Source organism: Blautia sp. MSK18_10, assembly GCF_020553185.1.
GTDB classification, from domain to species: Bacteria; Bacillota; Clostridia; order Lachnospirales; family Lachnospiraceae; genus Blautia_A; species Blautia_A wexlerae.
Genome location: NZ_JAJCGT010000001.1, coordinates 235,290 through 260,369 on the forward strand (window position 1 = coordinate 235,290; position 25,080 = coordinate 260,369).

Annotated in this window: 21 protein-coding genes; 4 read left to right on the forward strand and 17 right to left on the reverse strand. The window is 41.6% G+C overall.

The window, feature by feature from the left end; genetic code table 11:
* Positions 1-193 precede the first annotated feature (193 nt).
* From malQ to LI074_RS01040, 4 genes are all read right to left on the reverse strand, one after another.
* Positions 194-1,666 (reverse strand): 4-alpha-glucanotransferase, encoded by a 1,473-nt coding sequence (gene malQ, locus LI074_RS01025; protein ID WP_173697606.1) that lies wholly within the window; start codon positions 1,664-1,666, stop codon positions 194-196.
* Between the two features lie 375 nt (positions 1,667-2,041).
* On the reverse strand, positions 2,042-2,569 hold the full coding sequence (hpf, locus tag LI074_RS01030) for a ribosome hibernation-promoting factor, HPF/YfiA family (protein WP_008706266.1): 528 nt from the start codon (positions 2,567-2,569) through the stop codon (positions 2,042-2,044).
* A gap of 202 nt (positions 2,570-2,771) precedes the next feature.
* Positions 2,772-3,539: a phosphoribosylformimino-5-aminoimidazole carboxamide ribotide isomerase gene (gene hisA, locus LI074_RS01035; RefSeq protein WP_055150702.1), complete on the reverse strand. Its 768-nt coding sequence runs from the start codon at positions 3,537-3,539 to the stop codon at positions 2,772-2,774.
* A 279-nt stretch (positions 3,540-3,818) separates the two neighbouring features.
* Positions 3,819-4,331: a hypothetical protein gene (locus LI074_RS01040; RefSeq protein WP_055060079.1), complete on the reverse strand. Its 513-nt coding sequence runs from the start codon at positions 4,329-4,331 to the stop codon at positions 3,819-3,821.
* 407 nt (positions 4,332-4,738) lie between these two features.
* Between LI074_RS01040 and LI074_RS01045 the strand changes: the two genes are divergently transcribed.
* Complete coding sequence (locus LI074_RS01045) at positions 4,739-5,998, forward strand: D-alanyl-D-alanine carboxypeptidase (protein ID WP_118633490.1); 1,260 nt, start codon at positions 4,739-4,741, stop codon at positions 5,996-5,998.
* 147 nt (positions 5,999-6,145) lie between these two features.
* On the opposite strand, the gene dapB is transcribed toward LI074_RS01045, so the two are convergent.
* The 4 genes from dapB to LI074_RS01065 all read right to left on the reverse strand — a co-directional run bounded on the left by dapB (position 6,146) and on the right by LI074_RS01065 (position 9,551).
* Positions 6,146-6,907 (reverse strand): 4-hydroxy-tetrahydrodipicolinate reductase, encoded by a 762-nt coding sequence (gene dapB, locus LI074_RS01050; protein ID WP_118633489.1) that lies wholly within the window; start codon positions 6,905-6,907, stop codon positions 6,146-6,148.
* Positions 6,908-6,972: 65 nt separating this feature from the next.
* Positions 6,973-7,866 (reverse strand): 4-hydroxy-tetrahydrodipicolinate synthase, encoded by an 894-nt coding sequence (dapA, locus tag LI074_RS01055; RefSeq protein WP_008706258.1) that lies wholly within the window; start codon positions 7,864-7,866, stop codon positions 6,973-6,975.
* Positions 7,867-7,945: 79 nt separating this feature from the next.
* Positions 7,946-8,437 carry a cob(I)yrinic acid a,c-diamide adenosyltransferase gene (locus LI074_RS01060; RefSeq protein ID WP_022381314.1) on the reverse strand — a complete coding sequence of 164 codons (492 nt, stop codon included), beginning with the start codon at positions 8,435-8,437 and terminating at the stop codon, positions 7,946-7,948.
* 487 nt (positions 8,438-8,924) lie between these two features.
* Complete coding sequence (locus LI074_RS01065; protein ID WP_008706256.1) at positions 8,925-9,551, reverse strand: single-stranded DNA-binding protein; 627 nt, start codon at positions 9,549-9,551, stop codon at positions 8,925-8,927.
* 424 nt (positions 9,552-9,975) lie between these two features.
* On the opposite strand from LI074_RS01065, the gene typA reads away from it, so the two are divergent.
* Both typA and adhE read left to right on the forward strand, forming a co-directional pair.
* A complete protein-coding gene (typA, locus tag LI074_RS01070; RefSeq protein WP_055150693.1) occupies positions 9,976-11,808 on the forward strand; it encodes a translational GTPase TypA in 1,833 nt (610 codons plus the stop codon).
* A gap of 504 nt (positions 11,809-12,312) precedes the next feature.
* Positions 12,313-14,970, forward strand: a complete 2,658-nt coding sequence (gene adhE, locus LI074_RS01075; protein ID WP_173697607.1) for a bifunctional acetaldehyde-CoA/alcohol dehydrogenase — start codon at positions 12,313-12,315, stop codon at positions 14,968-14,970.
* 89 nt (positions 14,971-15,059) lie between these two features.
* Here the strand turns inward: adhE and LI074_RS01080 are convergent, their stop codons facing one another.
* The 7 genes from LI074_RS01080 to LI074_RS01110 all read right to left on the reverse strand — a co-directional run bounded on the left by LI074_RS01080 (position 15,060) and on the right by LI074_RS01110 (position 22,364).
* Positions 15,060-16,148 (reverse strand): class II aldolase/adducin family protein, encoded by a 1,089-nt coding sequence (locus LI074_RS01080; RefSeq protein WP_055053771.1) that lies wholly within the window; start codon positions 16,146-16,148, stop codon positions 15,060-15,062.
* Between the two features lie 80 nt (positions 16,149-16,228).
* Positions 16,229-17,788 (reverse strand): cardiolipin synthase, encoded by a 1,560-nt coding sequence (gene cls / locus LI074_RS01085; RefSeq protein WP_025579271.1) that lies wholly within the window; start codon positions 17,786-17,788, stop codon positions 16,229-16,231.
* 117 nt (positions 17,789-17,905) lie between these two features.
* A complete protein-coding gene (locus LI074_RS01090) occupies positions 17,906-18,970 on the reverse strand; it encodes an FUSC family protein (RefSeq protein ID WP_008706250.1) in 1,065 nt (354 codons plus the stop codon).
* 101 nt (positions 18,971-19,071) lie between these two features.
* Positions 19,072-19,587, reverse strand: coding sequence for a flavodoxin family protein BilS (bilS, locus tag LI074_RS01095; protein ID WP_173697608.1), 516 nt, complete (start codon positions 19,585-19,587; stop codon positions 19,072-19,074).
* A gap of 186 nt (positions 19,588-19,773) precedes the next feature.
* Positions 19,774-20,172, reverse strand: a complete 399-nt coding sequence (locus LI074_RS01100; protein WP_022381320.1) for a hypothetical protein — start codon at positions 20,170-20,172, stop codon at positions 19,774-19,776.
* 135 nt (positions 20,173-20,307) lie between these two features.
* The gene (locus LI074_RS01105) at positions 20,308-20,700 is read right to left on the reverse strand and encodes a VOC family protein (RefSeq protein WP_022381321.1); all 393 of its coding nucleotides are present in this window, start codon (positions 20,698-20,700) and stop codon (positions 20,308-20,310) included.
* A 47-nt stretch (positions 20,701-20,747) separates the two neighbouring features.
* Positions 20,748-22,364: a mannitol dehydrogenase family protein gene (locus LI074_RS01110; protein WP_022381322.1), complete on the reverse strand. Its 1,617-nt coding sequence runs from the start codon at positions 22,362-22,364 to the stop codon at positions 20,748-20,750.
* Between the two features lie 281 nt (positions 22,365-22,645).
* Between LI074_RS01110 and LI074_RS01115 the strand changes: the two genes are divergently transcribed.
* Positions 22,646-23,779 carry an ROK family transcriptional regulator gene (locus LI074_RS01115; RefSeq protein WP_022381323.1) on the forward strand — a complete coding sequence of 378 codons (1,134 nt, stop codon included), beginning with the start codon at positions 22,646-22,648 and terminating at the stop codon, positions 23,777-23,779.
* Positions 23,780-23,921: 142 nt separating this feature from the next.
* Here the strand turns inward: LI074_RS01115 and LI074_RS01120 are convergent, their stop codons facing one another.
* Positions 23,922-24,749, reverse strand: coding sequence for a Fic family protein (locus LI074_RS01120; protein ID WP_022381324.1), 828 nt, complete (start codon positions 24,747-24,749; stop codon positions 23,922-23,924).
* A gap of 136 nt (positions 24,750-24,885) precedes the next feature.
* Positions 24,886-25,080 (reverse strand): zinc ribbon domain-containing protein (locus tag LI074_RS01125; protein WP_173744384.1); only part of this gene is annotated, 195 nt, incomplete at its 5' end.

The following is a 25,080-nucleotide window of genomic DNA, read 5'->3' on the forward strand; positions in this document are numbered from 1 at the left end:
TTTTTCATGAACAAACCAAGAAAATTACGGAGTCACCAAAATTTACGTTACTGTTCACTCCGTTCACAGTAACGTAGCCAAAATTCATTCCAGATTGCCTACGGCAATGGAATTTTGGCTTGTATGTCTCGGGATTTTGGCATATTCATACCAAAACACCTCGCGGGATAGTGGTGTGTGAACAGTAACAAATTTATCGCTTTGTATCCACGATCAGTCTGCCAAATTTCTGCAGTTCCTTTTTGGCCTGTATAAAATCCGGTAAATGCCACTCCCAGTTCGGAGAACCAATGGTTCCCGGTGTGTTGATATGTCCCTCTTTTCCGAGTCCGAGAATGTCTGCCAGCGGAATGATCGCATATTCTGCCTGATTCTGCATGGTATACTGCAGGAATCTATCCTTGACAGAGCCCTGTGATGCTCCCGCCCTCTTTAACATCCTGCGGATTTTTCTTCTGGCTGCGGCACTCATATTTCCATACCACTGCATGATCGTATCATTGTCATGAGTTCCTGTGTAAAAAATCATGTTTTCCACATCATGGAAGGTATCTCGGGCATATTTTCCACCTGTTTCTATGGAGAAGATCAGAATCTTCATTCCCTTCAGATGATAATGATCTTTCAGCATCAGAACCTCCGGACGAAGCAGCCCCAGATCCTCTGCTACCAGATCTAATCCCGGAATTTCTTTCTGAAGTGTATCAATGACCTCATATCCCGGTGCCTCGATCCATTCACCGTCAATAGCAGTCGGGCAGTCTGCCGGAATTTTCCAGTATGTATCAAATGCCCGGAAATGGTCGATCCTTATAATATCAAACAATTTGTTGCTATAGCCGATCCTGTCCACCCAGAATCTGTAATCCTGTTCCTTCATATGCTCCCAGTCATAGATCGGATTTCCCCATCTCTGCCCTGTAGCACTGAAATAATCAGGCGGTACTCCGGCGATGAAGATCGGACGTCCATCTGTATCAAGAAGAAAGTTATCTTTTCCACCCCATACGTCTACAGAATCCTGTCCCACATAGAAAGGAACATCTCCCATAATCTGGATTCCAGCATCGTTTGCAGCCTTCTTCACCTTCATCCACTGTGTGTAGAAAATATACTGAAGAAACATCTGATACTGTGCCTCTGTCTCCACCTCTGCCGGTAACTTCTGTCTGTTCTCCGGCCAGGTTCTATATTCTTCCGGCCAGTCATTCCAGCATTCTCCGTTATTTGCTTTCTTTAATGCGCGGAACACACCATACTCATATACCCATTCCTGTGAAGCAAATTCTTTATATGCTGTTTCTTCCTGTCCCTTTTTCTCTGTAAAAACATCAAACGCAGTTCTTAAGAAAGGCTCTCTGTACTGGCGGACAGCCTCATAATCTACTCTTGTAGCTCTCTCCTGAAATTCCTTTGGATGTTCCTTTAACAGACCTTCCTCTGCAAGCGCATCAAGACTGATATACAACTCATCCCCTGCACAGGAGGAATATGGCTGGTATGGGGAATTACCATAGCCAACCGGATTCAGTGGCAGTATCTGCCATATCTTTACATGATTCTCCTTTAATAACTCGATAAATTGGAATGCAGATTCTCCAAGTTCTCCGGCACCAATACGGGACGGAAGTGCGGAAACTGGCATTAATACTCCGGCTTTTCTCATGATTTTTGTGCTCCTTCCTTCTTTTTACACTTCTTCATTTATAAAATTTCGGTAACTATTCTTCAGCAATCCATTCCAACAGAACGTTCCACCAGAATATACAAGTCAATATTCCATTGCCGCAGACAATCCGGAATGAATTTCAACTTGTAATTTTTTAACTGCTGAACAGTTACAAATTTCATAATATCTTTTGATATTTTAACATATTTAGGCCACTGCGTCAAAGCATTCCTTATGCGCTAAAGGTATATATTTTTCCTGACAAAAAAGCTCCCTTACAGGGGGCATTTTGTCTCTCTGTAAGGAAGCTTTTCTTTATGAAAACTTTTTTATGGCTGTCTATGTTTCATATTTTTGATCTTATAAGCAGATTTAGAATTCCGGTTCGATCAGACCGTAAGTATTGCCTTTACGTTTGTAAACTACATTTACCTGCTCTGTCTCTGCATTGTAGAATACAAAGAAATTATGTCCGAGCAGTTCCATCTGTACGCATGCATCTTCCGGATACATTGGTTTGATTCCGAATTTCTTGGTACGGATGATCTTAACTTCTTCATCCTCATCGTAGTCCTTGTCCAGATATGCTTTCTGGAAGTTGGCTGCTGCCTGCTGTTTGTCTACGATTTTATTTTTGTACTTGCGAAGCTGACGTTCAATGACTTCCTCTACCAGATCGATTGATACATACATGTCATTGCTTACCTGTTCGGAACGAATGATATTTCCTTTTACAGGGATTGTCACTTCAATTTTCTGTCTTTCTTTTTCAACACTTAAAGTTACTACAACTTCGGTGTCAGGAGTGAAATACCTTTCCAGTTTACTGAGCTTGTCCTGGACTGCTGTCTTAAGACCTTCTGTAACTGTAATATTTTTTCCGCTGATGATAAACTTCATGCTTCCATCCCCTTTGCTGTTTGATGAACCTATTATAACACACATTTTTGAATTTTAACACTATTTTATTAAAATTTCACATTTTTTCTGTTTACTTCAGAAATAACTTTAAAGTTCCTTTGTCATTATGGGGAAATAGCAAAAATTCTGTAATTGTTCTGTACATTTTCACTGTGATTCCTGAGATTACTATAAAAATTAGTTAAAGTTTAATCAGTTCTGAGAATGAAATATTTCCGCCAAAAAGATCCAATGCACTGCCTACTGTGACATCCAGTCTGTCTTTTCCATATTTTCGCAGATCCTCAATATCCTTCATGGAGCCAACTCCACCTGCGTAAGTAACCGGATTTCCTTTATACTCCCCCAGCAGAGATGCAAGTTCTGTTTCAACTCCGCATGCCTTTCCCTCCACATCTACTGCATGGACCAGAAACTCATCGCAGTAACTTCCCAGTTCTTTCATAATATCCAGTGTCATAGTGACATCTGTAAATTTCTGCCAGCGGTCTGTCACAATATAGTATTTTCCATCTTTTCTGCGACAGCTCAGGTCAAGAACCAGCTTCTCTTTTCCCACAGTCTCTTTCATTTTGTTCAGATTTTCCCAGGAAATCCTTCCATCTTTAAATACATAAGATGTAACGATTACATGACTGGCACCTGCACTAAGATATTCCCCTGCATTTTCCGGGTTCACTCCTCCGCCGATCTGTAATCCTCCCGGATAAGTATGTAATGCAAGAATCGCCTGTTCTTTTGTTGATTCATAGTATGGGGAGTCATGACCATTTAACAGAATTACATGTCCTCCTTTTATCCCTGCCTTCTTATATAATTCTGCATAGAAAGATGCATCCTGCTCAGATACAAAATTCTCACTTGCCTGATCCTGTACGTCCGTAAGGCTTCCACCTACAATCTGCTTTACTTTTCCATTATGTATATCAATACATGGGCGAAATTTCATAAAATCCATACCTCCATATCCGTTATATGTACTCTCAGAATCTTTTTGTACTTATAGCAAGCCTCTTAAATTAATGCATTTGAAACAGTTCAGCAGAGTGCGAAAGACAAGGAAGACGTTCACAGTAACGGATTTCACGCTCTGATGAGCTGAATCAATATGCATTATTTACAATGATTGCTATAGTTAGATGCAAAAACAAATACAATAAAACTTCGGGAGTACACTATTTAAATTTTACCGATTTAACACGATAATACCATAAATTATTCCTGATGTCTATCTTCCTTCTGCCGCATTGCCAACAGCATCACCCACATCTTCTACAGCATTACCTACCCCTTCGCCCAGATCTTTGACGCTGTTTCCCAGTTCACCGGATACTGTGCCGTCACCGTTGTTGTTTTCATCAATTCTGGTATTATCTGCAGTGTTATCTGTTGCATTGCTATTCTGTTTTGTCTCATTTTCTGCAGCTTCATCCTCTGCGGCAGTTCCATTGTCTGTGACGGTTCCACCATTATTTACATTATTATCTGCCGCATTGTTTCCTGATGTGCTATTTCCATTTGTATTGTTTTCTCCTGCGTTATTTTCCATGTTATCATCGTTTGCAGCATTATTATCCGTCATATTTTCTTCGTTTGTGTCTGCCTCATCAGCTGCTTTATTTGCATTCCCACATGCTGTGAACATGCATAGTGACATAATAAGTGCTGTACCTGTCAGAATCTTTTTTACCTTTATTCCCATATTCATCTCCTGTTCCCGGAAAGCATTCTGCCGGTCCATGCAGCAGAACCTCTCCGTCTTTTCATGTTTTTATATTATGTTTTTAATATGTACCAAAAACTCAATACTATTCTGGAAAAAATTTACTTTTCATGCTATGATTTAAATAACACAAAACAGATTACTCCGTACATATATACTCCTACAATCTAGTGTACCGACAAGTTGATTTCTCGAACAATCTTGCGTCTAAATTTCTTATTTCCGCATTGTCGTCGGTCGCCGTAGCCACCGCTACGCCTCCTTCCTCCGCCTTGAAATAAGAAAATTTATCCTGCAAGATTGTTTCAAGAATCAATTTGTCGGCACACTAACGCATTGCTATAGCAGAATTTCACTCATTAATGAGATGGATTGACTGCAGTATTTTACGGAATATCTATAACTCATATTTACAGGGGGTTATCATGAAAAGAAAAAGGAACCATTCACTTCGCAGCTCTGTTTTCATATTTCTGGCTGCACTTTTCCTGCTGTTTACCTGCAGTGTTTCTACTATTTATGCATCCACACTTCAGAAACCTGATATCGCAGCATCGGGAAAGTTTGTAAAAGACGGCGATTACTGGATTTACCGCTATGATGATAAAACCATCGCCAAAAATGTATTTCTGAAAATTGACAAAAAGACCTATTATTTTAACAAAATCGGACACCGCTGGTGCAGCTGGCATACGATCAAAGGCAAAAATTATTATTTCGGAACCAGATCTCAGGGATATCTGATAAAGAATTCTCTTATCAAATATAAAGGAAATTATTACTATGTCGGTAAAGACGGTGCCATGGTTACCGGATGGTACACTGACAAATCCGGAAAGAAATACTATTTTGGCAAAGACGGAAAAGCAGTTACAGGAAAACACAAGATCAAGGGAACTTACTATTACTTTAACCAGAATGGTACTGTCACCCACACCGGATTAAATTATTCCCTTTCCTCTGACTGTGCACTTCTCATGAATGCAGATACCGGTCAGATTATTTATGGCAAAAATGAAAATGTTGCTCATGCCAACGCCAGCACAACCAAGATTATGACCTGTATCCTTGCACTTGAAAACTGTAAATTAAACGAAAAAGTAAAGTTCTCCCCTTACGCAGCATCTATTGAACCCAGCAAGCTTTATGCAAATGCAGGAGAAATATTTTATCTGAAAGATCTGCTTTATTCCCTGATGCTTCCCTCCCACAACGACACCGCAGTTGCCATTGCCGAACACGTCAGCGGTTCCACTGCAAAGTTTGTTAAATTAATGAATAAAAAAGCAGCAGAGATCGGATGCACGAATACACATTTCGTAACCCCAAATGGTCTGGATGCAGGGTATAAGCATTACACAACAGCTTCTGACCTGGCAAAAATTGCCCAGTATGCGATCAAAAAGCCTATGTTCCGCAAACTGGTGAGCACCGGCTATTATTCTTTCTCTAATCTCAACACCGGCAGAAGCTATTCTATCGGCACCACCAACGCCCTGCTCGGCAATGTTCCGGGAGTTCAGGGTATGAAAACAGGCTATACCAACAAAGCAGGCTATTGTTTTGTCGGACTTTCTTATTCCGCAAGGGGAAACACCTATATTTCTGTTGTCCTGGGTGCAGATTCATCTTCTGCCCGCTGGCAGGATTCCAGAACATTGCTGACTTACGCATATAATCATTGATCAGAATTATTATAGTAGCATACAGGCCAATATTACAAAAAAGGAAAGTGTTCTGAAACATCAGATACACTTTCCTTTTATATATTTTATTTCACTGCTATGAAGATACTGAAAATTACCAGTTATCAATTTTTACTGCATTCCTGATTATTTTGCACTGATAACATCGCTCATATCATATCTTCCTGCCGGTTTGCCTGCAAGGAATTTCGCAGCTTCAACAGCACCCTTTCCAAATACAGCTTTGGAATATGCAGTATGCTTAAATTCGATCACTTCATCCGGACCTGCGAAGATCACTTCGTGTTCTCCTACGATTGTTCCACCGCGGACTGCTGAGATACCGATTTCCTTATCATCTCGCATCTCACGTCTCTGGCTGCGGTCATAAATATAATGATACTGGTTATCCATTGCCTCATTAATGCTGTCAGCCAGTGCAAGTGCTGTTCCGCTTGGTGCATCCAGTTTCAGTCTGTGATGCTTCTCTACAATCTCCATGTCAAATCCTGCTGTTGCCAGAACCTTTGCCGCATCCTGAAGCAGTTTCATCAGAGTATTGATTCCCAGAGACATATTTGCAGATTTCAGAACTGCGACATTCTTAGATGTCTCTTCCACCTTTGCAAGCTGCTCCTTGCTTAAACCGGTTGTACATAATACAACCGGAAGTTTGCGTTTCTCACAGTAAGCAAGAAGTGCATCTGTTGCTTTTGCAGAAGAGAAGTCGATAAGGGCATCTGCCTCTACCTGACATTCTTCCATATTTGTATATACAGGGTAGCTGTTCTTTCCCTGATCTGCCACATCGATACCTGCTACGATCTCAGCATCCGGATCCTTCTCCACAAGTCCGGAGATTACCTGACCCATGTGACCGTTACAGCCATGCATAATAATCTTTACCATTTGTCTATTCCTCTCAATTCCAGTATATCGGCAAGTTGATTTTCCGAACAATCCTGCGGTTATATTTATGCAAGTTTAATTCCGAAATTCTTCAGTTCTTCAGCAAGTTTTGCCTTGTTTGCATCTTCCATCTCGGATAATGGCATACGAAGTGGTCCCACTTCTTTACCCATCAGATTCAGAGCTGCTTTCACCGGAATCGGGTTTACTTCACTGAACAGTGCATGAATTAACGGGATTGCCTTTAACTGGATTTCTGCTGCACCCTTTGTATCTCCTTCAAGGAATTTCATAACCATATCATGTGTTTCCTTAGGAGCTACATTAGAAAGTACGGAAATTACTCCAAGTCCGCCAAGTGAAAGGATCGGAAGTACCTGATCATCATTTCCGGAGTAGAGTTCAATGCAGCCATCAGCCATGGACATCATGGTTGCAATCTGTGAAAGATCTCCGCTTGCTGCTTTGATACCAACAATATTCTTAACATTTTTAGCCAGAGCTACTGCTGTTGCAGGCTGAATGTTACAACCTGTACGGCTCGGAACATTGTACATAATGATCGGTGTTTCCGGAACTGCCTCTGCAATAGCTGTATAATGAGCGATCAGTCCTTTCTGAGTCGCCTTATTATAATATGGAGTGACTATAAGAAGTGCATCTGCACCGTAAGAAGCAGCCTCCTTTGACATCATAATTGCAGTTTCCGTACAGTTGGAACCTGTACCTGCGATAACCGGAACACGTTTGTTTACCTTGTCGATTGCAAACTTAATTGTCTTAAGATGCTCTCCATGCGTCATCGTTGATGATTCTCCTGTTGTTCCGCAGATAATGATCGCATCTGTACTGTTTGCAATCTGATACTCCAGAAGTTCCTCCAGTTTATCATAATTAACCTTGCCATCTTCATACATAGGGGTTACGATCGCAACACCTGCACCTTTAAAAATTGCCATTTGCCTTCCTCCTTTATTCTTCTGTAATTTCCATACAGATTACTGTCCATTCATAAACAATAATCAGGTTTTATACACCTTATACAATCTCTGTTGTCAGTGTAGTTATGCTGTCTGCATATTTACGCAGGCTGTCCGGTAACGTCCGTCCCGTAAGCAGAATATGCATACTCTCGTCCTTCATCTTCAGGATATCACCGATTGCCTCTGCAGTGGTGATCCCGTAATCCGGAAGTGCAAGAATCTCATCCAGGAGCAGAAAATCGCATTCCTGCGTTGCGATCACTTTGCGCGCAAAATTCAAAGCATTAAGAATATTGGTTTTCTCCTCTGCCTTCTCCTGCTCATTCAGCTCCTCATATCCTTCATCATGCTTCTCAAAACGGAATATCTTAATATCCAGATTATCCAGTTCCGCCAGAAAATCCAGTTCCCTGCGCTCTCTTCCTTTCAGAAACTGAATAATAATGACGCTTTTACCCTGTGCGGAAGCTCTCAGACACTGACCGATCGCCAGAGTTGTCTTTCCCTTTCCCCCGCCACAGTAAACCTCTGTAAATTCTTTTTCCATAACAAACAATTCCTCTTATCGTTATTGAAATTGTACCTTCTTCTCTGTGTCATTACAGACATGATAAACAGCAGTCTGTTTTCGACTTCTGCGATGAGCTTCCGGCATATTCACGCCGGAATGCTTCGTGGAACAGCAGGCTGCCATAGTTATCTGAATACGCTTATATTACCGCAGTTTATGAAGAATTGCAAGTGTTACTGTTTACAGTAATCGTTACTGTTCACTCCGTGTTACTGTTCACTCCGTTCTCAGCAACACGCTTCGCGATGCAAAAAATATGAACCTCCTTGCGCAAAGCCCAAGGAGTATCGTTTGCTTTGCAAACTCAATTTATGCTAATCGCATAAATTCGCGCGGTATGTCTCGGGTTTTCTGTGACCTTTGCTCACAAAAAACACCTCGCGGGATATCACCAGTGAACAGTAACCACTCCGTTCACAGTAACATGTCCAAAATTCATTCCAAATTGCCTGCGGCAATGGAATTATTCCATATATTCCAGCTTGCTTACAGATACTTCATACGCAACTCTCTTCTCTGTTTCATTTTCCCCGATCCGTTTCATATATTCTCTGCTTTGGATACGTCCCCAGATCAGAACATGACCGCCAACTTCAAACGCAGATGCATAGCGGGCATTTCTGCCCCAGCAGATGCATGGTATGTAATCTGATTTTCCATACGGACGATTTACTGCCAGCAGCACATCCGCAATTTCTCTTCCAAGAGGAGTTTTACGGTACACCGGAGGCTTACAGATATATCCGTCCAGAAAAATCTGATTTACCGGAACTGTTTCATCCTCTTCTTCCACAAACTTCAGTTCTCTGCTGAATACTGAAAGCACGAGACGGTTATGCTTCTCCTCATGGCGGTTATATGAGCGGAACTGTCCATGGATTTCCACATATTCTCCGATATAATCCTGCGTTACATCCACCAGCCGTTCAGAAACCATCACCGGAATCCTGTCTTCCGAATCACTGAGCCTTTTGACCAGCAGCTCAGTCATATAGAAGCCTTCTCCAAAGACCTGATGACTGAATGTAAAGCCTGCTGCAATTTTGCCCATCATAGATACCTGATTGTTTTCAATAATTTTATCTGCCATAATGTGGTTCTCCTTCCCTGTAGAGCACCTGTGTCAGAATCCCTGCCTGCAGTGCAGACCGTAAATCGTCTCTGCTTTTTCAGCGATCCCGCATATGCTCCTCTGTACCTTGTATTGTTCTTTATAAGGTTATGTACAGGCATTCTCATTTAGAACCAGAATCTGCAAAAATAAAAAAAATTATTTTAACACCTTGTAATCTGGCGAAAATGTGGTAAACTGAAAATTCGGGTAACTTATTGAAGAAAAAAACACATAATAATAGGAACAAATTCATCTGCAAGATTATATCGTGCTTGAAAAATGCTTTTGCAGCAAAATAATCCTGCTGATAACACATGAATATTAACAATTCCGGTGACTGTTCGCCAGTGTGCCGAACAGTTACCCATTCAAAGCTTAAAGAGGAAAGGAAAATCATTTTATGAGAACAAAACGTGAAGATGTCCGTAACGTAGCCATTATCGCCCACGTTGACCATGGTAAAACAACTCTGGTTGACCAGCTTCTGAAACAGAGCGGTGTATTCCGCGAAAATCAGGAAGTTCAGGAACGTGTCATGGACTCCAATGATATTGAGCGTGAGCGTGGTATCACTATTTTATCCAAGAATACAGCTATTCATTACAAAGATACAAAGATCAATATCATCGACACACCAGGACATGCTGATTTCGGCGGCGAAGTAGAACGTGTACTTAAAATGGTAGACGGTGTTATTCTTCTCGTTGATGCTTTCGAAGGTGCTATGCCTCAGACTAAATTCGTTCTTAAGAAAGCCCTTGAACTTGATCTCCATGTAATCGTATGTATCAACAAAATTGACCGTCCGGAAGCTCGTCCTGACGAAGTTGTAGATGAAGTTCTGGAACTTCTTATGGATCTTGGTGCTTCTGACGAGCAGCTTGACTGCCCGTTCCTGTATGCTTCTGCAAAAGCAGGACATGCTGTGATTGACTTAAACGATACTCCTAAGGATATGGCTCCTCTGTTTGACGCTATTCTGAAATATATCCCTGCTCCGGAGGGAGATCCTGATGCAGATACTCAGGTTCTGATCAGCACCATTGACTACAACGAATATGTGGGACGTATCGGTGTAGGTAAAGTTGAGAATGGTACAATCGCTGTTAACCAGGAACTGACTCTGTTAAACCATCATGATCTGGACAAACGTAAGAAAGTTAAAATCAGCAAGCTCTATGAGTTTGACGGTCTGAATAAGGTTGAAGTAAAGGAAGCTACTATTGGTTCCATCGTTGCTATTTCCGGTATCGCAGACATCCATATCGGTGATACTCTCTGCGGCGGAGAAAACCCGGAGGCAATTCCTTTCCAGAAGATTTCCGAGCCTACCATTGCCATGAACTTCATCGTAAATGACAGTCCGCTGGCAGGACAGGAAGGTAAATACATCACATCCCGTCATCTTCGTGACCGTCTCTACCGTGAGCTGAATACAGATGTCAGCCTTCGTGTAGAAGATACTGAAACAACAGAAGCCTTTAAGGTTTCCGGACGTGGAGAACTTCATCTGTCTGTCCTGATCGAGAACATGAGACGTGAAGGTTATGAATTCGCAGTAAGTAAACCGGAGGTTCTGTACAAAACAGACGAGCGCGGAAAGAAACTTGAACCTATGGAAATCGCTTATGTAGATGTTCCGGAAGAATTTTCCGGTACTGTAATCCAGAAGCTGAGCGAACGTAAAGGTGAGCTGCAGGGTATGAGTACTGCCAGTGACGGTACTGTCCGTCTGGAATTCCACATTCCTTCCCGTGGACTGATCGGATTCCGCGGTGAGTTTCTTACTTCCACCAAGGGTACCGGCATCATCAATACTATGTTTGACGGATATGCTCCTTACAAGGGAGATTTCCAGTACAGAAAACAGGGATCTCTGATCGCTTTCGAGGCTGGTGAAGCTGTTACTTATGGTCTGTTCGCAGCCCAGGAGCGTGGTACTCTGTTTATCGGACCTGGTGCAAAGGTTTACAGCGGTATGGTTATCGGACAGAATGGTAAAGCCGAAGATATCGAGCTGAACGTATGCAAGACAAAACATCTGACTAACACACGTTCTTCTTCCGCTGATGATGCACTGAAATTAACTCCACCAAGAGTTCTCAGTCTGGAACAGGCCATCGATTTCATCGACCAGGATGAACTCCTTGAGGTTACACCGGAGTCTCTCCGTATCCGTAAGAGACTGCTGGATTCCAGAGAACGTAAGAGAGCCGCTTTCAGAAAAGCCTGAAACAAATAGAAATTTAAGAAAAATTAAGCCCCGCAGATTTTGCGGGGCTTAATTTTTCTTAATCATTACTGTTCACTCCGTTCACAGTAACTCTTAATCTCCTGCAAACATATGGAAAAACATAAATCCTTCTACAAATTATATTGTTATATTTTCACGAAATTCCTAGTTAGTATTTGTTAACTTTTTCATATGCTATGTAATTGACAAATGATTAACAAAGTCATATAATAGCATCATCGAGGTTGTTAATTTATTAACGTTATTTTTTTAACTTTCTCTCAGTTGCCAACAGAACATATATTGTTAAATTTTTCTCATATATTCTGACAATTGATATTTTATTCACATTATTTACGTGATTATGCACAATTTTCACCATAATATTTCGTTATGCTCATATCAATGTTACTGTTGACCGAATAATCCGTTTATTTATATAATAAAAACATAACAGGTCACGGTAAATACTTTTAACGAAAACACAAACAGGAGGATTCCCAAATGGCAAAAAAAGAGAACACTATCCCAACCATCATCGACACCCCTGAAGCCCTTACTGCAAAGATTGCAGCCATGAAAGAGGCACAGAAGATTTTCGCAACATTTACCCAGGAGCAGGTAGATAAGATTTTTAAAGCTGCCGCTACTGCTGCTGACAAAGCACGTATCCCGCTTGCTAAAAATGCTGTTGAAGAAACAGGAATGGGTATTGTAGAAGATAAGGTTATCAAGAACCATTACGCAGCCGAATATGTATACAACGCATATAAGAATACCAGAACCTGCGGTGTGATTGAAGAAGATACTGCTTACGGTATTAAGAAAATCGCTGAACCGATCGGTCTGATTGCTGCTGTTATTCCTACAACCAACCCAACATCTACTGCAATCTTCAAAACTCTGATCGCACTGAAAACACGTAATGCAATCATCATCAGTCCGCATCCCCGTGCAAAGAAATGTACCATTGAGGCAGCAAAGGTTGTTCTGGAGGCAGCTGTAGAAGCCGGTGCACCGGAGGGAATCATCGGATGGATCGATGTTCCAAGTCTTGATCTGACAAATCAGGTTATGCGTGAAGCAGACATCATCCTTGCCACAGGTGGTCCCGGAATGGTTAAGGCTGCCTATTCTTCCGGAAAACCTGCTTTAGGTGTAGGTCCCGGAAATACTCCTGTTATCATTGATGACAGTGCAGATATCCGTCTGGCAGTTAACTCCATCATCCATTCCAAGACCTTTGACAATGGTATGATCTGTGCTTCCGAACAGTCTGTAACTGTTCTTGAGAGCATTTATAAGAAAGTAAAAGAAGAATTCCTTTACAGAGGATGTTACTTCCTGAAACCGGATGAATTAGAGAAAGTAAGAAAAACTATCCTTATCAATGGCGCATTGAATGCAAAGATCGTAGGCCAGAAGGCTGCCACTATCGCTGAGATGGCCGGTGTTGCAGTTCCTCCTGAGACAAAGATTCTGATCGGTGAAGTTGAATCTGTAGACATCAGCGAAGAATTCGCACATGAGAAGCTTTCCCCTGTACTTGCCATGTACAAGGCCAAAACTTTTGACGAAGCGATTGCCAAAGCTGAACAGCTTGTAGCTGACGGCGGTTATGGACATACCTCCGCTCTCTACATTGACACAAGAGAGAAGGAAAAGATGGAAAAACATGCAGCAGCTATGAAGACCTGCCGTATCCTCATCAATACTCCATCTTCTCAGGGCGGCATCGGCGACCTTTACAACTTCAAACTTGTTCCGTCCCTGACTCTGGGCTGCGGTTCCTGGGGTGGCAACTCCGTATCTGAGAACGTAGGTGTGAAACATCTTATCAACATCAAGACCGTTGCTGAAAGGAGAGAAAATATGCTCTGGATTAGAACACCGGAAAAAGTTTATTTCAAAAAAGGCTGCCTGCCGGTTGCTCTGGATGAACTTGGCACTGTTATGCACAAGAAACGCTGCTTTATCGTAACAGACTCTTTCCTTTATAAGAATGGATATACTAAAAAGATCGAAGATAAATTAGATCAGATGGGAATCGTACATACCTGCTTCTACGATGTAGAGCCAGATCCATCTCTCGCTTCTGCAAGAGCCGGTGCTGCTGCAATGAGAATGTTCGAGCCTGACTGCATTATCGCAATGGGTGGTGGTTCCGCAATGGATGCCGGCAAGATCATGTGGGTTCTCTATGAAAATCCGGACGCCAACTTTGATGATATGGCTATGGACTTTATGGATATCCGTAAGAGAATCTTCACATTCCCGCATATGGGTAAGAAAGCTTACTTTATAGCTGTTCCAACATCTTCCGGTACAGGTTCCGAGGTAACACCTTTTGCTATCATTACTGATAAGACTACAGGTATCAAATGGCCTCTGGCTGATTATGAATTAATGCCTGACATGGCTATTGTTGATACAGATAATATGATGAGCGCACCTAAGGGACTGACCTGTGCTTCCGGTATCGACGTTATGACTCATGCACTTGAAGCCTATGTTTCCATGATGGCATCTGATTATACAGATGGTCTTGCATTAAATGCAATCAAACTGGTATTTAACTATCTGCCACGTGCATACAAAGATGGTTCCGATGTAGAAGCAAGACAGCATATGGCAAATGCTTCCTGCATGGCTGGTATGGCTTTCGCAAATGCTTTCCTTGGCGTAAACCACTCTCTTGCTCATAAGCTGGGAGCTTTCCATCACCTTCCACATGGTATTGCAAATGCTCTGGTTCTGCTTCATGTTCTGCGCTATAATGCAGCCGAAGTTCCAGCTAAGATGGGTACCTTCCCACAGTATCAGTATCCGCACACACTTGCACGTTACGCTGAGATTGGCCGTTCTGTAGGTCTGACAGGCAAGAACGACAGCGAAGTATTTGAGAAGCTTCTCCAGAAACTGCAGGAACTGATGGATACTATTGAGATCAAACATACGATCAAAGAATACGGCGTAGACGAGAAGTACTTCCTCGAAACTCTTGACGAAATGACCGAACAGGCATTTAATGACCAGTGTACCGGTGCCAACCCGAGATATCCATTAATGTCTGAGCTGAAGGAAATCTATCTGAAAGCTTACTATGGTGAGGGAAATATTCCTGAATCCGGGAAAGCCAAAGAGAAAAAAGAAGAGAAATAAGATTTGCTGAAAATAAACCTTTTCCTTTAAAAATATAGTGTTTAAACCAATATAATAAGGGCTGTCAAAAAACGACAGCCCTTATTATATTATTTCTTACTGCGATATGCTTCTGCTTCCCAATGCGTGATAAAGTATGTAATATCATCTGTCATGTGAAGCGGGCCACCAAAGCTTTCTGCATATACTGCAAGCTTAATGGCATCTTTTACAAGAAGCTGTGCTTTTGCAGCTTTTCCCTTATCATCTTCCATGATAAAGGCGCCAACTCCCTGTACCAGGATCAGTCTTGGCTCTTTGTCATTCTCTGCCATAAATGCATCCAGCGCAGCTTTTGCCTGGTCAATATCCTCTACAAATAACGGATATGGTCCGCAATATACAATGTGATCCGGTGTAAACGGCTTCAGAAGCGGTGCAGCCGCTGCCTTATCTTTTACGAAGTTATCAGCTTCTGCTACAGGTACAACTTCTACTGCATGTCCCAGTAACCGGGAAAGCTTCTCTGCTGCCTGTTCTTTTTCAGATGTAACAGCATCACTGACATCAGCAGTTCTCTTTACCTGTTTCTCTAATTTACTGATCACGCCGTCAAATAATGCTCCAATTTCCTCTACAGTATTTGCTGCAACGAAAATTCCATGATTCTGGAGCAGAAGAACCTGAACATCTTTTCCGTATTCTTCTTTATAAGCATTCATTTTCTCATAGCAGATACGTGCAAGCGTATATCCGGGTTTGCAGATATCGATCCAGAGTACATCTTTTCCAAGGAGCTGTTCGCTGAGTTCCTTTGCGCCTTTTCCGCAGGTCAGTCCATTGACAAGTGTAGGATGAACATGCAGTACATAAGTATAGGCAAATAAGTTATGAAGCAGTGCTTCTACACTTGGACGTTTTGTTTTGTCAGCATCTGTTACTGCAGCCATAACATCTGCAAGATACAGCGATTCACGTTTGACATCGTCTTCCGGATAATCTGTTTTCATGATCTCATTCAAACGTGCTCTGCTCATTTCCACAAATTCCTCTGCCTTGATTGTGGCAAGCTGTGTACCGGAGCCTTTTACATACAATGTGGTGTCATCTTTTACAGAAGTATTGCCACCGCCTGCAAGAACATAGGCAGGGTTGCTTCCATAAGTATTTGACATTTTTACTAAGGTTGAAAGATCCATAGTTAAAATTCCTCCCATATTTATAATAGTTTTGCTGTTCCCCATTCCATTGTACACGATATTCTGCTTTTTTCCAAGTGTTATAATAATCCCGCAAATAACCTCATAAACAGCTGTCCCAATCGCAGATATGCGCTGCGTCCGGTACTGTACTGTTCTGTGACTTCACGGCATTCATCCATTGTTGCTGCAAGATCATTTCGGATATCCAGAACTGCCTGGCAGTCTGCCATAAAGCAGCCGTTTTCAAAATGATGATACAGACTTCTGTAATCCAGATTTATGGTTCCGCAGGTTGCCATACAGTCATCTGCCACACTTATCTTTGCATGACAGAAACCAGGTGTCCATTCATAGATACGCACTCCATGCTTCACCAGTCCATGGTAAAAGGATCGTGTGATATTGTAGATCATCTTTTTATCCGGAATACCAGGTGTGATGATTCTCACGTCTACCCCGCGCTTGGCAGCCAGACACAGCGCATGGCTCATTTCATCTGTGATGATCAGGTACGGAGTCATAAACCAGCAATATTTTTCCGCTTTGTTCACCATACTGATATACACCTCTTCGCCTACCTGTTCATGGTCCATAGGACTGTCCGCATAAGGCTGGATAAAGCCTGTCTGCTTTGCCTGATAATCTGTCTGAACCAGAAATCCGGTAAAATCACTGTCATTTTTATCCTTATCACTGACAGCATTCCACATCTCCAGGAATGTTACTGTTAGGGAACGGACTGCCTCCCCCTCCAGACGGATACCTGTATCCTTCCACTGTCCATAAGGATGTGTGAAATTAAAATATTCGTTGGCAAGGTTGTAACCGCCGGTAAATCCCACTTTTCCATCGATCACTGTGATCTTGCGGTGATCTCTGTTATTCAGGAACACATTCAGACCCGGAGTAAAAGGGTTGAACACTCTGCAATGGATTCCCACATTTTCCATTTTCTTAATGAAGTCTGTATTGATAAACCCAATGGAACCCATGTCGTCATAAAATACTCTGACTTCTACGCCTGCCTTTACGCGGTCTTCCAGAACTCTCTGGATTTTATGCCAGGCCTGTGCATCCTCAATGGCATGATATTCCATAAAAATGAATTTCTCTGCCTTTGCCAGATCTGCCAGCTGAGCCTCCAGCCCTTTGACTGCCTCATCATAATAAATAACATCTGTATTCTGATAGACCGGATAGGAGGCATTTTTCTGTATATAATCAGAAATATTGCCTGCCTTCGGGATTTTCCTGCCAAGCGTTTCCCTGCACTCACTGTCATTGGGAAGCAACGGCAGAAGTTCCCTGTCGATCTGGTCATAACGCTCCCGCATTTTACGGGTACCGCCATTGAGACCAATCAGTAAGTACAATCCCACTCCCAAGATAGGGAATACAAGGATCAAAATAACCCAGGGCATTTTCATAGATGAAGTCTGGTCTGACGCATACAGCTTAAGAACCAGTACACCTGCAAGAAGCCTTGTCATCAGATTGATAATCTCCGCATATTGATTCAGCTTTGTGATCATCGCAATGATAAAAGCTGCTTCCAGCAAAATACATACTGCGGAAAAGCATAATCGTTTTACACCATTTTTCGTTTTCGCCCTGCCTTCCAGGGTATCCTGTTTCATATTCTTTCTCTCTCCCTCTGTCATTGTACGTTAATATTCACTCTATTCCCAGAACACATATCAGACGGATAAAATCATCCTCTTTTTTACTTGCTTATAACCGCTCCGCAGTTTCAGTCAGGAAAGATTTTCTGCACATTTATTTGTGCCTATATACTCTGCTACTTTATCTGTTACTTTATTGCAGATTACCGTATAAGCTGCTCCCAGAACATTGGCACCTATACGAAGTGCTATTGCTGCCGGCATTCCGAAGATCCCTGCTGCAATAGACAACGCTCCAAATGTATTAAATGCAGTCTGCCACGGATATCCTGCTGAATATCCAACTCCGATTCCTCCGATCATTCCAATGTACGGATACATGGATTTAGGAAGTACCAGATACAGCACAATAAACAGCAGACAGCCCACAACATTAAACATTCCTCTGCTCACAGACCTTGGGATACAGTCCTCTGTAAAAGGCAGACATACGGACATACAGGCGATTCCTGCCCACATTGCTCTGGGAAGTCCCAGAAGATTCATAAACAGCATTGCGCTGGATACAATCAGTGTCAGTTTCACATACCATCTGCTTCTTGCTGACTTAAGATCAAATTCCCGGAACAAATCCAGGAAGGTTCTTCGATAGGCTCTGTTTCTCTGGTTCTTATAGAAGACGATCATACAGATCACCATTCCCACCAACAAGCCGATCACACGGAAGGTGTATTCCTTTCCTGTCACATCATAGCCCAGAAGCAGCAAATAGCCCAGAACAAAGGTCGAATGATTGTACATGATCACATTATGACAGCCCAGTATCATCAGCAGTAAAATACACACAGCATTCACTGCAAACGCGGCTAACGGAGGCACTATATTTGCCAGACGGGGTCCTGCCATAAGAATACCGAAGATCCCTGCAATGGAAAGCAGTCCATGTGTTGTCCTGATCCCGAAATCTGCCTGCCGCAGCACAAGCACTGCCAACAGAACAGTAACACCAACTACACTGTTGCTGCTCCCTGTAAGCTTACTGTACATGCTCACCACTGCTACGCAAAAAGCCATAACCAGATACACTTTAAAATTATAGATTAAAATGTGCCGTCTTTTCTCTTTTGGGTCTGTGGTGCTTCTGATCAGCTGTTTGGAGCCGGTCGAACTCAATTGTAATTCCTGATAAAATGTCATGTCTCGTTACCTCTCTTTCGTGAAAATCTATAAAAATTTATGAATTACCTTTTTTAGTAACGAGCACTATACCGCAGTTCCCTCTGTTAGTCAAGACTTAATTATTTTTCCAGGTCTCTTCTGATTATTTCTTCCAGTCTGTCCAGATCCTCATTGTCAGGGTGAGATAACGCCCTGTCAAAATTCTGGATCAGTTCATCCAGGTTTGGTGCATGATCCGGCTTCTCTTTCATCTTTACGTATCTGTCCCTGACTGACTGGGGCATTTTCCCCTGACACATAAATTCTCCCATCACTGTATTACTCTCATCAACAGATTCCTTAACTTTCCCGAGAACCTGTTGGAAATAGGCTTCACTGCCTCCGAAGCCTGCTGTTCCAAACAGAAAGATTTTTTTATTTCTCAGGCCCTTTAACAGTTCAAGTGTTACAGGATCTGCATTCCCTATATCTGTCCAGAATCCAATGTATAATATGTCGGATGAAAGAGCCTTCGCTCCTTCTGTTCCAAAATAATCACAGTTTTCCTCAGGCAATACCTCCCTGATCTTCTCCGCAAGCTTCTTTGTGTTCCCTGTTTTACTGCTGTATATAATCGAGTATCTTTGTATTCCCATGCTGTCTCTTGCTCCTTTTTTGTTTTATGCATTCTCGGAGTCTTCCCTGTTTTTGCTTTTATAAGAAGATTTTTTGTAAAAAAATTCCGAAAATACATTTTTTGTCTGCATTATTTATATTGCTTATTCCTTCCAACTGATACATAATCACATTCGGTCTACCGTAGCCGAATTCGGTAAAACATTTTAAAAATCTTCCTCTGATTCATTTACGGCTCCATCCCGGAACATTTTCAGCAGCTCTTCCAGACTTTCTCTCAGCTTTTCATTCTTATTATACTGAACCAGCACCACTGTAACAATGGCAGACAGGATCATACATCTGCGGATCAGTTTTCGGATGCGGATACATCTCTTTACATCTTTTCTTCCCTTTTCATAGAGTTTCTCTGCCATCCTGTCAGCTCTGGCATCTTTGCAGGCAATATAATCATCAATCACCTGCTTATCCTCCTCACAGATATCCAGATTCTCATACTGACTCCTCAGTTCCTCGAGTTCTGCATTATTCTGTCTGATCACGGTATCTTTGCGGTTGATTCTCTCAGCTGCACTCCGGCTCATTCTCTCTGTTCGTTTACTCATGATAAAAACTCCTTTCATTTATTTTTTATTATTTCCTATTTTAAACTTTTCTCAGGCTTTTCTCAATAAAATATTGAAAACAAAAAGCACCTGCTTTGACAGATGCTTTTTCTCGCTGAATTTAACCGCCTGACTTTATAAGTACTGGCTGAACTCAACCTTCTCTTTATTCGGTCCCTCAATTGTAAAGAACTTTACTCCGTTTTCCCAGAAGGGAAGAAAATGAACGGTATCGTTGGTTGTATTTAATCCTGCCTGATTAATCATTTCATATACTTTTTCAATATCTTTTACATCAATCGCCATATGATCGATGGCACCGGCTTCCATCTTAGCTGCTTTATTCTCATATGTCTCAACAACAAGTGTATTTAATTTCAGAAAAGCAACCTCTTCATCTGCTTCCTCATTTACTGTACGAAAAGCAATTTCAAATCCCAGAGCCTTATAAAAATCAATGGTTGCTTCAATATCATTGGTCGGAATTCCAATATGCTGAATTCCATTAAACTGTTCTTTTAAATTCATTTTCATTTTCCTCCTGAAAGTCAGTTATAATATCCATCTGATGAAAATCATCCAACATATTTATGTATTGTTGCTCTTACAGCTCCAGGTCCTGCAATCATCTCACGGAACATATCCTCAACCTTCTCTCCCACACCATCTTTGTAAAGGTCAGTGAAGAACAGACGCTCATTGGAAAGAATTGGTTTTAACTGATCCTTAAATGTTTCAGGTTTACCTACTACAATATCCTTAAATTGTTCCTGCAGTTCCTCATTCATTGGGTCCGGTGCAAGTTCAAATTTATTTCCTTCATCATCTACACCAAGCATATATCTGAGCCATCCTGCAATTCCCAGCGGAATGGCTGTCAATCTGGAAGCATCTCCGAATTTCTGTACATATGCTTTGATTGTTTCGCCGAAACGGATGCCAACCATCTGAGATACATCTACTGCCAGACGAAGGTTGGTGTCTCCCAGATATTCATTTGGAAAACGATCGTTAAAAAGCTCATCCACAAATGCCTGAGGAGAAAGGATTCCAGGGTCAGCAACTACCGGAAGACCTTCATCATAAGCAATCATACGTGCCATTTTCATCATATCTTCATTTGTATTAAGCATATGCGCAAACAGATCATATCCAAGAACTACTCCCAGCGGACCTGTAGCAGAATGAACCGGATTCAGACATACGGTTACTTTCATACGTTCAGAAAGGTTAACTGTATTTCTGTCTGCCATATATACACCGAAACCTTTTTCCAGAGCCGGACGTCCGTTAGGGAAGCTGTCCTCTATTACCAGATACTGTGGTTTCTCAGCATTGACAAATGGTGCAATGTATGTCTTCTTACCTGTGATCACCGGCTGCATGTTCTCAACACCCAGATTCTCAAGGTCTGCTGCAATCTGCTCGCTTGGACGAGGTGTGATCTTATCGATCATTGTCCATGGAAAAGCAACTACTTTCTCATCGCTTACATAGTTTACAAATCCCTCATCAACAAATCCTGCTTTCTTCCACTCTTCTGTCATTGTCAGTACTGACTCGCGAAGCTTTGCACCGTTCTGTGAGCAGTTATCCATGGAAACCAGTGCGATGGGATATTCGCCGGCTTTATATCTTTCATAAAGCATTGCAACCAGAACTGCCATGGCACCAACTGCTTTATCCGGACCATTCTTGATATCTGCCTCTACAAACGGGAACCATGTTCCGTCAGCTTTCTGTAATGCATAGCCTTTCTCTGTGATCGTAAATGAAACCATCTGCAGGGATTTGCTTGTGAAGATTTCTTTCAGGCGTTTCCACTGTGCTGCATTAGAAGACTGTGCCTTCACTGCTTCCGCAAAAGCTCCGACTACTTTATACTCACGGGTTCCATCCCCATGCAGGATTACACTTAATCCCAGATTGTCATATGGATCATAAATCTTATCTACTACATCATAATCAAAAGTTTCCACACAGGTAATCCCACGGTCCAGCACTCCCTCTTCCAGAAGACCATCTGCAATTCCACCGATGAATACGCGGAAAATATTTCCGATACCAAAGTGAACCCATACCGGATTCTCCTTTGCTTTCTCAGAGGCAGTCTCTACATCATAACCCGGAAGAGCGATTCCCGCCTTTTTCCATGCTTCCTGTTCCTTGATTCCATTGATTGATAATTTCATGTTATATCCTCCTTGTTTGTCTTATTCGATACTTATTGTTTGTTGTTATGTTCTTTACTTACGTTTATATCTTAACTGTAAGTTGAGTATATATCTTTTCTTTTAAAAAATCCATTGACAGAAATTCTAATTTTCAAACAACTTTTTTGTCTATTTTACTATAGTGTGCTGACAAATTGATGTTTCTGATCGTGCCGGATATTTTTATTGTTTTTTTTTCGTTCTATGCTACAATAAAACTGAAACTTAACATTATCTTGTAACATAATCAGGAGAATATTATGAGTGAAAAGGGATTGACCAACATTAGTCTCAAGAAAATAAATAAATCAAAAGTTTACCAGTACATTTACAGAAAAAAAACGACCTCCAAGCTACAGATCGTTCAGGAACTGCAGATGGGTTTATCCACTGTCAGTCAGAACCTGAATCTTCTGGAACAGGAAGGTCTTATTGAAAAAAATGGTTTCTTTGAATCCACCGGTGGAAGAAAGGCAAACGCCCTTCAGATTGTATCAGATTTTAAAATTTCCATTGGCATCGGTATTTTAAAAGGGATGTTTCATATTACTGCTGTAGATTTATATGGAAATGCTTTCTATACAGATACCATTCCGCTTCCATATTCCAACACACCGGATTACTATAAACAGGTTACTGACGCAGTAAAAGAATTCATCTCATCGCGCCAGTATGACAATGACAAAGTTCTTGGCATCTCCATTGCCACACAGGGTATCACATCCCCGGATCATACCACTGTACTATATGGAGATATCATGAATAACGCAGGCATGAAACTGGATGATTTTTCCAGATATCTTCCTTATCCCTGTTATCTGGAACATGATTCGAAATCAGCTGCGTTCCTTGAATTATGGAATCATCCGGAGCTTGACAGTGCTGTTATCATCCTGCTGAACCGAAATCTGGGCGGCGGCATCATTACCAATCATCAGATTCATCAGGGGATCTCCATGCACAGCGGAACTCTTGAACATATATGTATTAATCCCGACGGCCCACTTTGCTACTGCGGCAGCCGTGGCTGCCTGGAAACCTACTGCTCTGCCAATGCACTGGAACAGGCTGCAGGTATTCCTGCCAAAGAATTTTTCCCTCTTCTGCGCGAAAAAAAATCTCCCCAGATCATACAGATCTGGAAAGATTTTTTAAACCATCTGGCATTTGCCATGAAGAATCTTAACCTTGTTATCGATGCACCGATCATCCTCAGCGGATATCTGGCACCTTATTTTACAGAAGAAGATATTGAATATCTGGCAGAGCATCTCCATATAGCCGCACCATTCATACTGGATAAAACACAGATTCTGGTCGGTACCAACGGACAATATACACCGGCGATCGGAGCAGCTCTGCATTATGTAGAGAAATTTATTCAATCCATTTAACTATAGCAATCCTTATAAATAATGCAATCAAGACAGTTCAGCAGAGTGCGAAAGACAAGAAAGATATCTGACGCAGGACTTCACACTATGATGGGCTGGATTGCTTGCATTATTTTATGGAATTGCTATAGATTGCTATAAATCAGATAAGCTTTCTGCTATTCGGTTTATCTGGTAATGTCATTTGGATCAAATTCATCTCAAGTGCGGGTTGCAAATAATTTCTGCGGAATCCATCTCTGGACTTTAACCCCAGTTTTTCCATAAGTGTTTTTCTTGTATAAGGCGTATCATACTCCATGATTTCAAGCATTTTCCTGACAGTTTCTGAAAACTGTTCATTTTCTTCATTCATCTGAAGCGAAATATCTTCCAGAATCCTGTCTATCTGTGACAACATAAACTCTATAAAAATGGTAGATTCTCCTGAAACATGACATCTGGCAATCGCATCATAATATTCATCCTGAAATTTTTCAATCCGACTTTCGATAGGAATAAACTCAAATACAGGTTTCCATTTAGCTAAAATCGCAGTGTGCCATAATCTTGCCATTCTTCCATTACCATCAGCAAATGGATGAATAAAGACAAACTCATAATGAAATACACTGCTCATAATCAATGGATGAACACTATTCCTTGATTTCTTCATCCATTCAAACAGTTCATCCATAAGCTGCGGTACAAATTGCGCCGGAGGTGCCATAAAAATACATTCATCTCCATTAAAGACTCCCTCTTCTCCATGGCGAAACTCCCCACATTCTTCCACAAGATATTTTGTCATAATTCCATGAAATTTCTTTAAATCTTTTATACTATAGGGATTAATTTCCGAAAGGCTTTCATACGCAGCATATGCATTTTTTACTTCCTGTATTTCTTTCTGTTCCCCCAGTACAAGCCTGCCATTGATTACATCCCTGACCTGCCCCAGAGAAAGAGAATTCGCTTCTATTTGTGACATGCTCTCGCCACTTAAATCTTACAGATTTTGAAGTGGGAGCTTCCTGCTCAATTGCCCTTCAGGGCAAAGCTAAAACAGGCTATCCCCGCGTGTCCCGCGGTTCTTTTTTATCCGGTTACGGATCTTTTCTGTGCTATTATGCACATTTTTTATATATTCTTTTTCCTTCTTTCAGAATATTGACCGCCGCATTCACATCCCGGTCCATCCGGTTTCCACATTCGCATAGGTATATCCGTTCTGATAATGCCAGCTCTTTCTTCTTATGTCCGCATACGCTGCATATCTTACTGGATGCAAAATATCTGTCTACTTTTATCAGATATTTTCC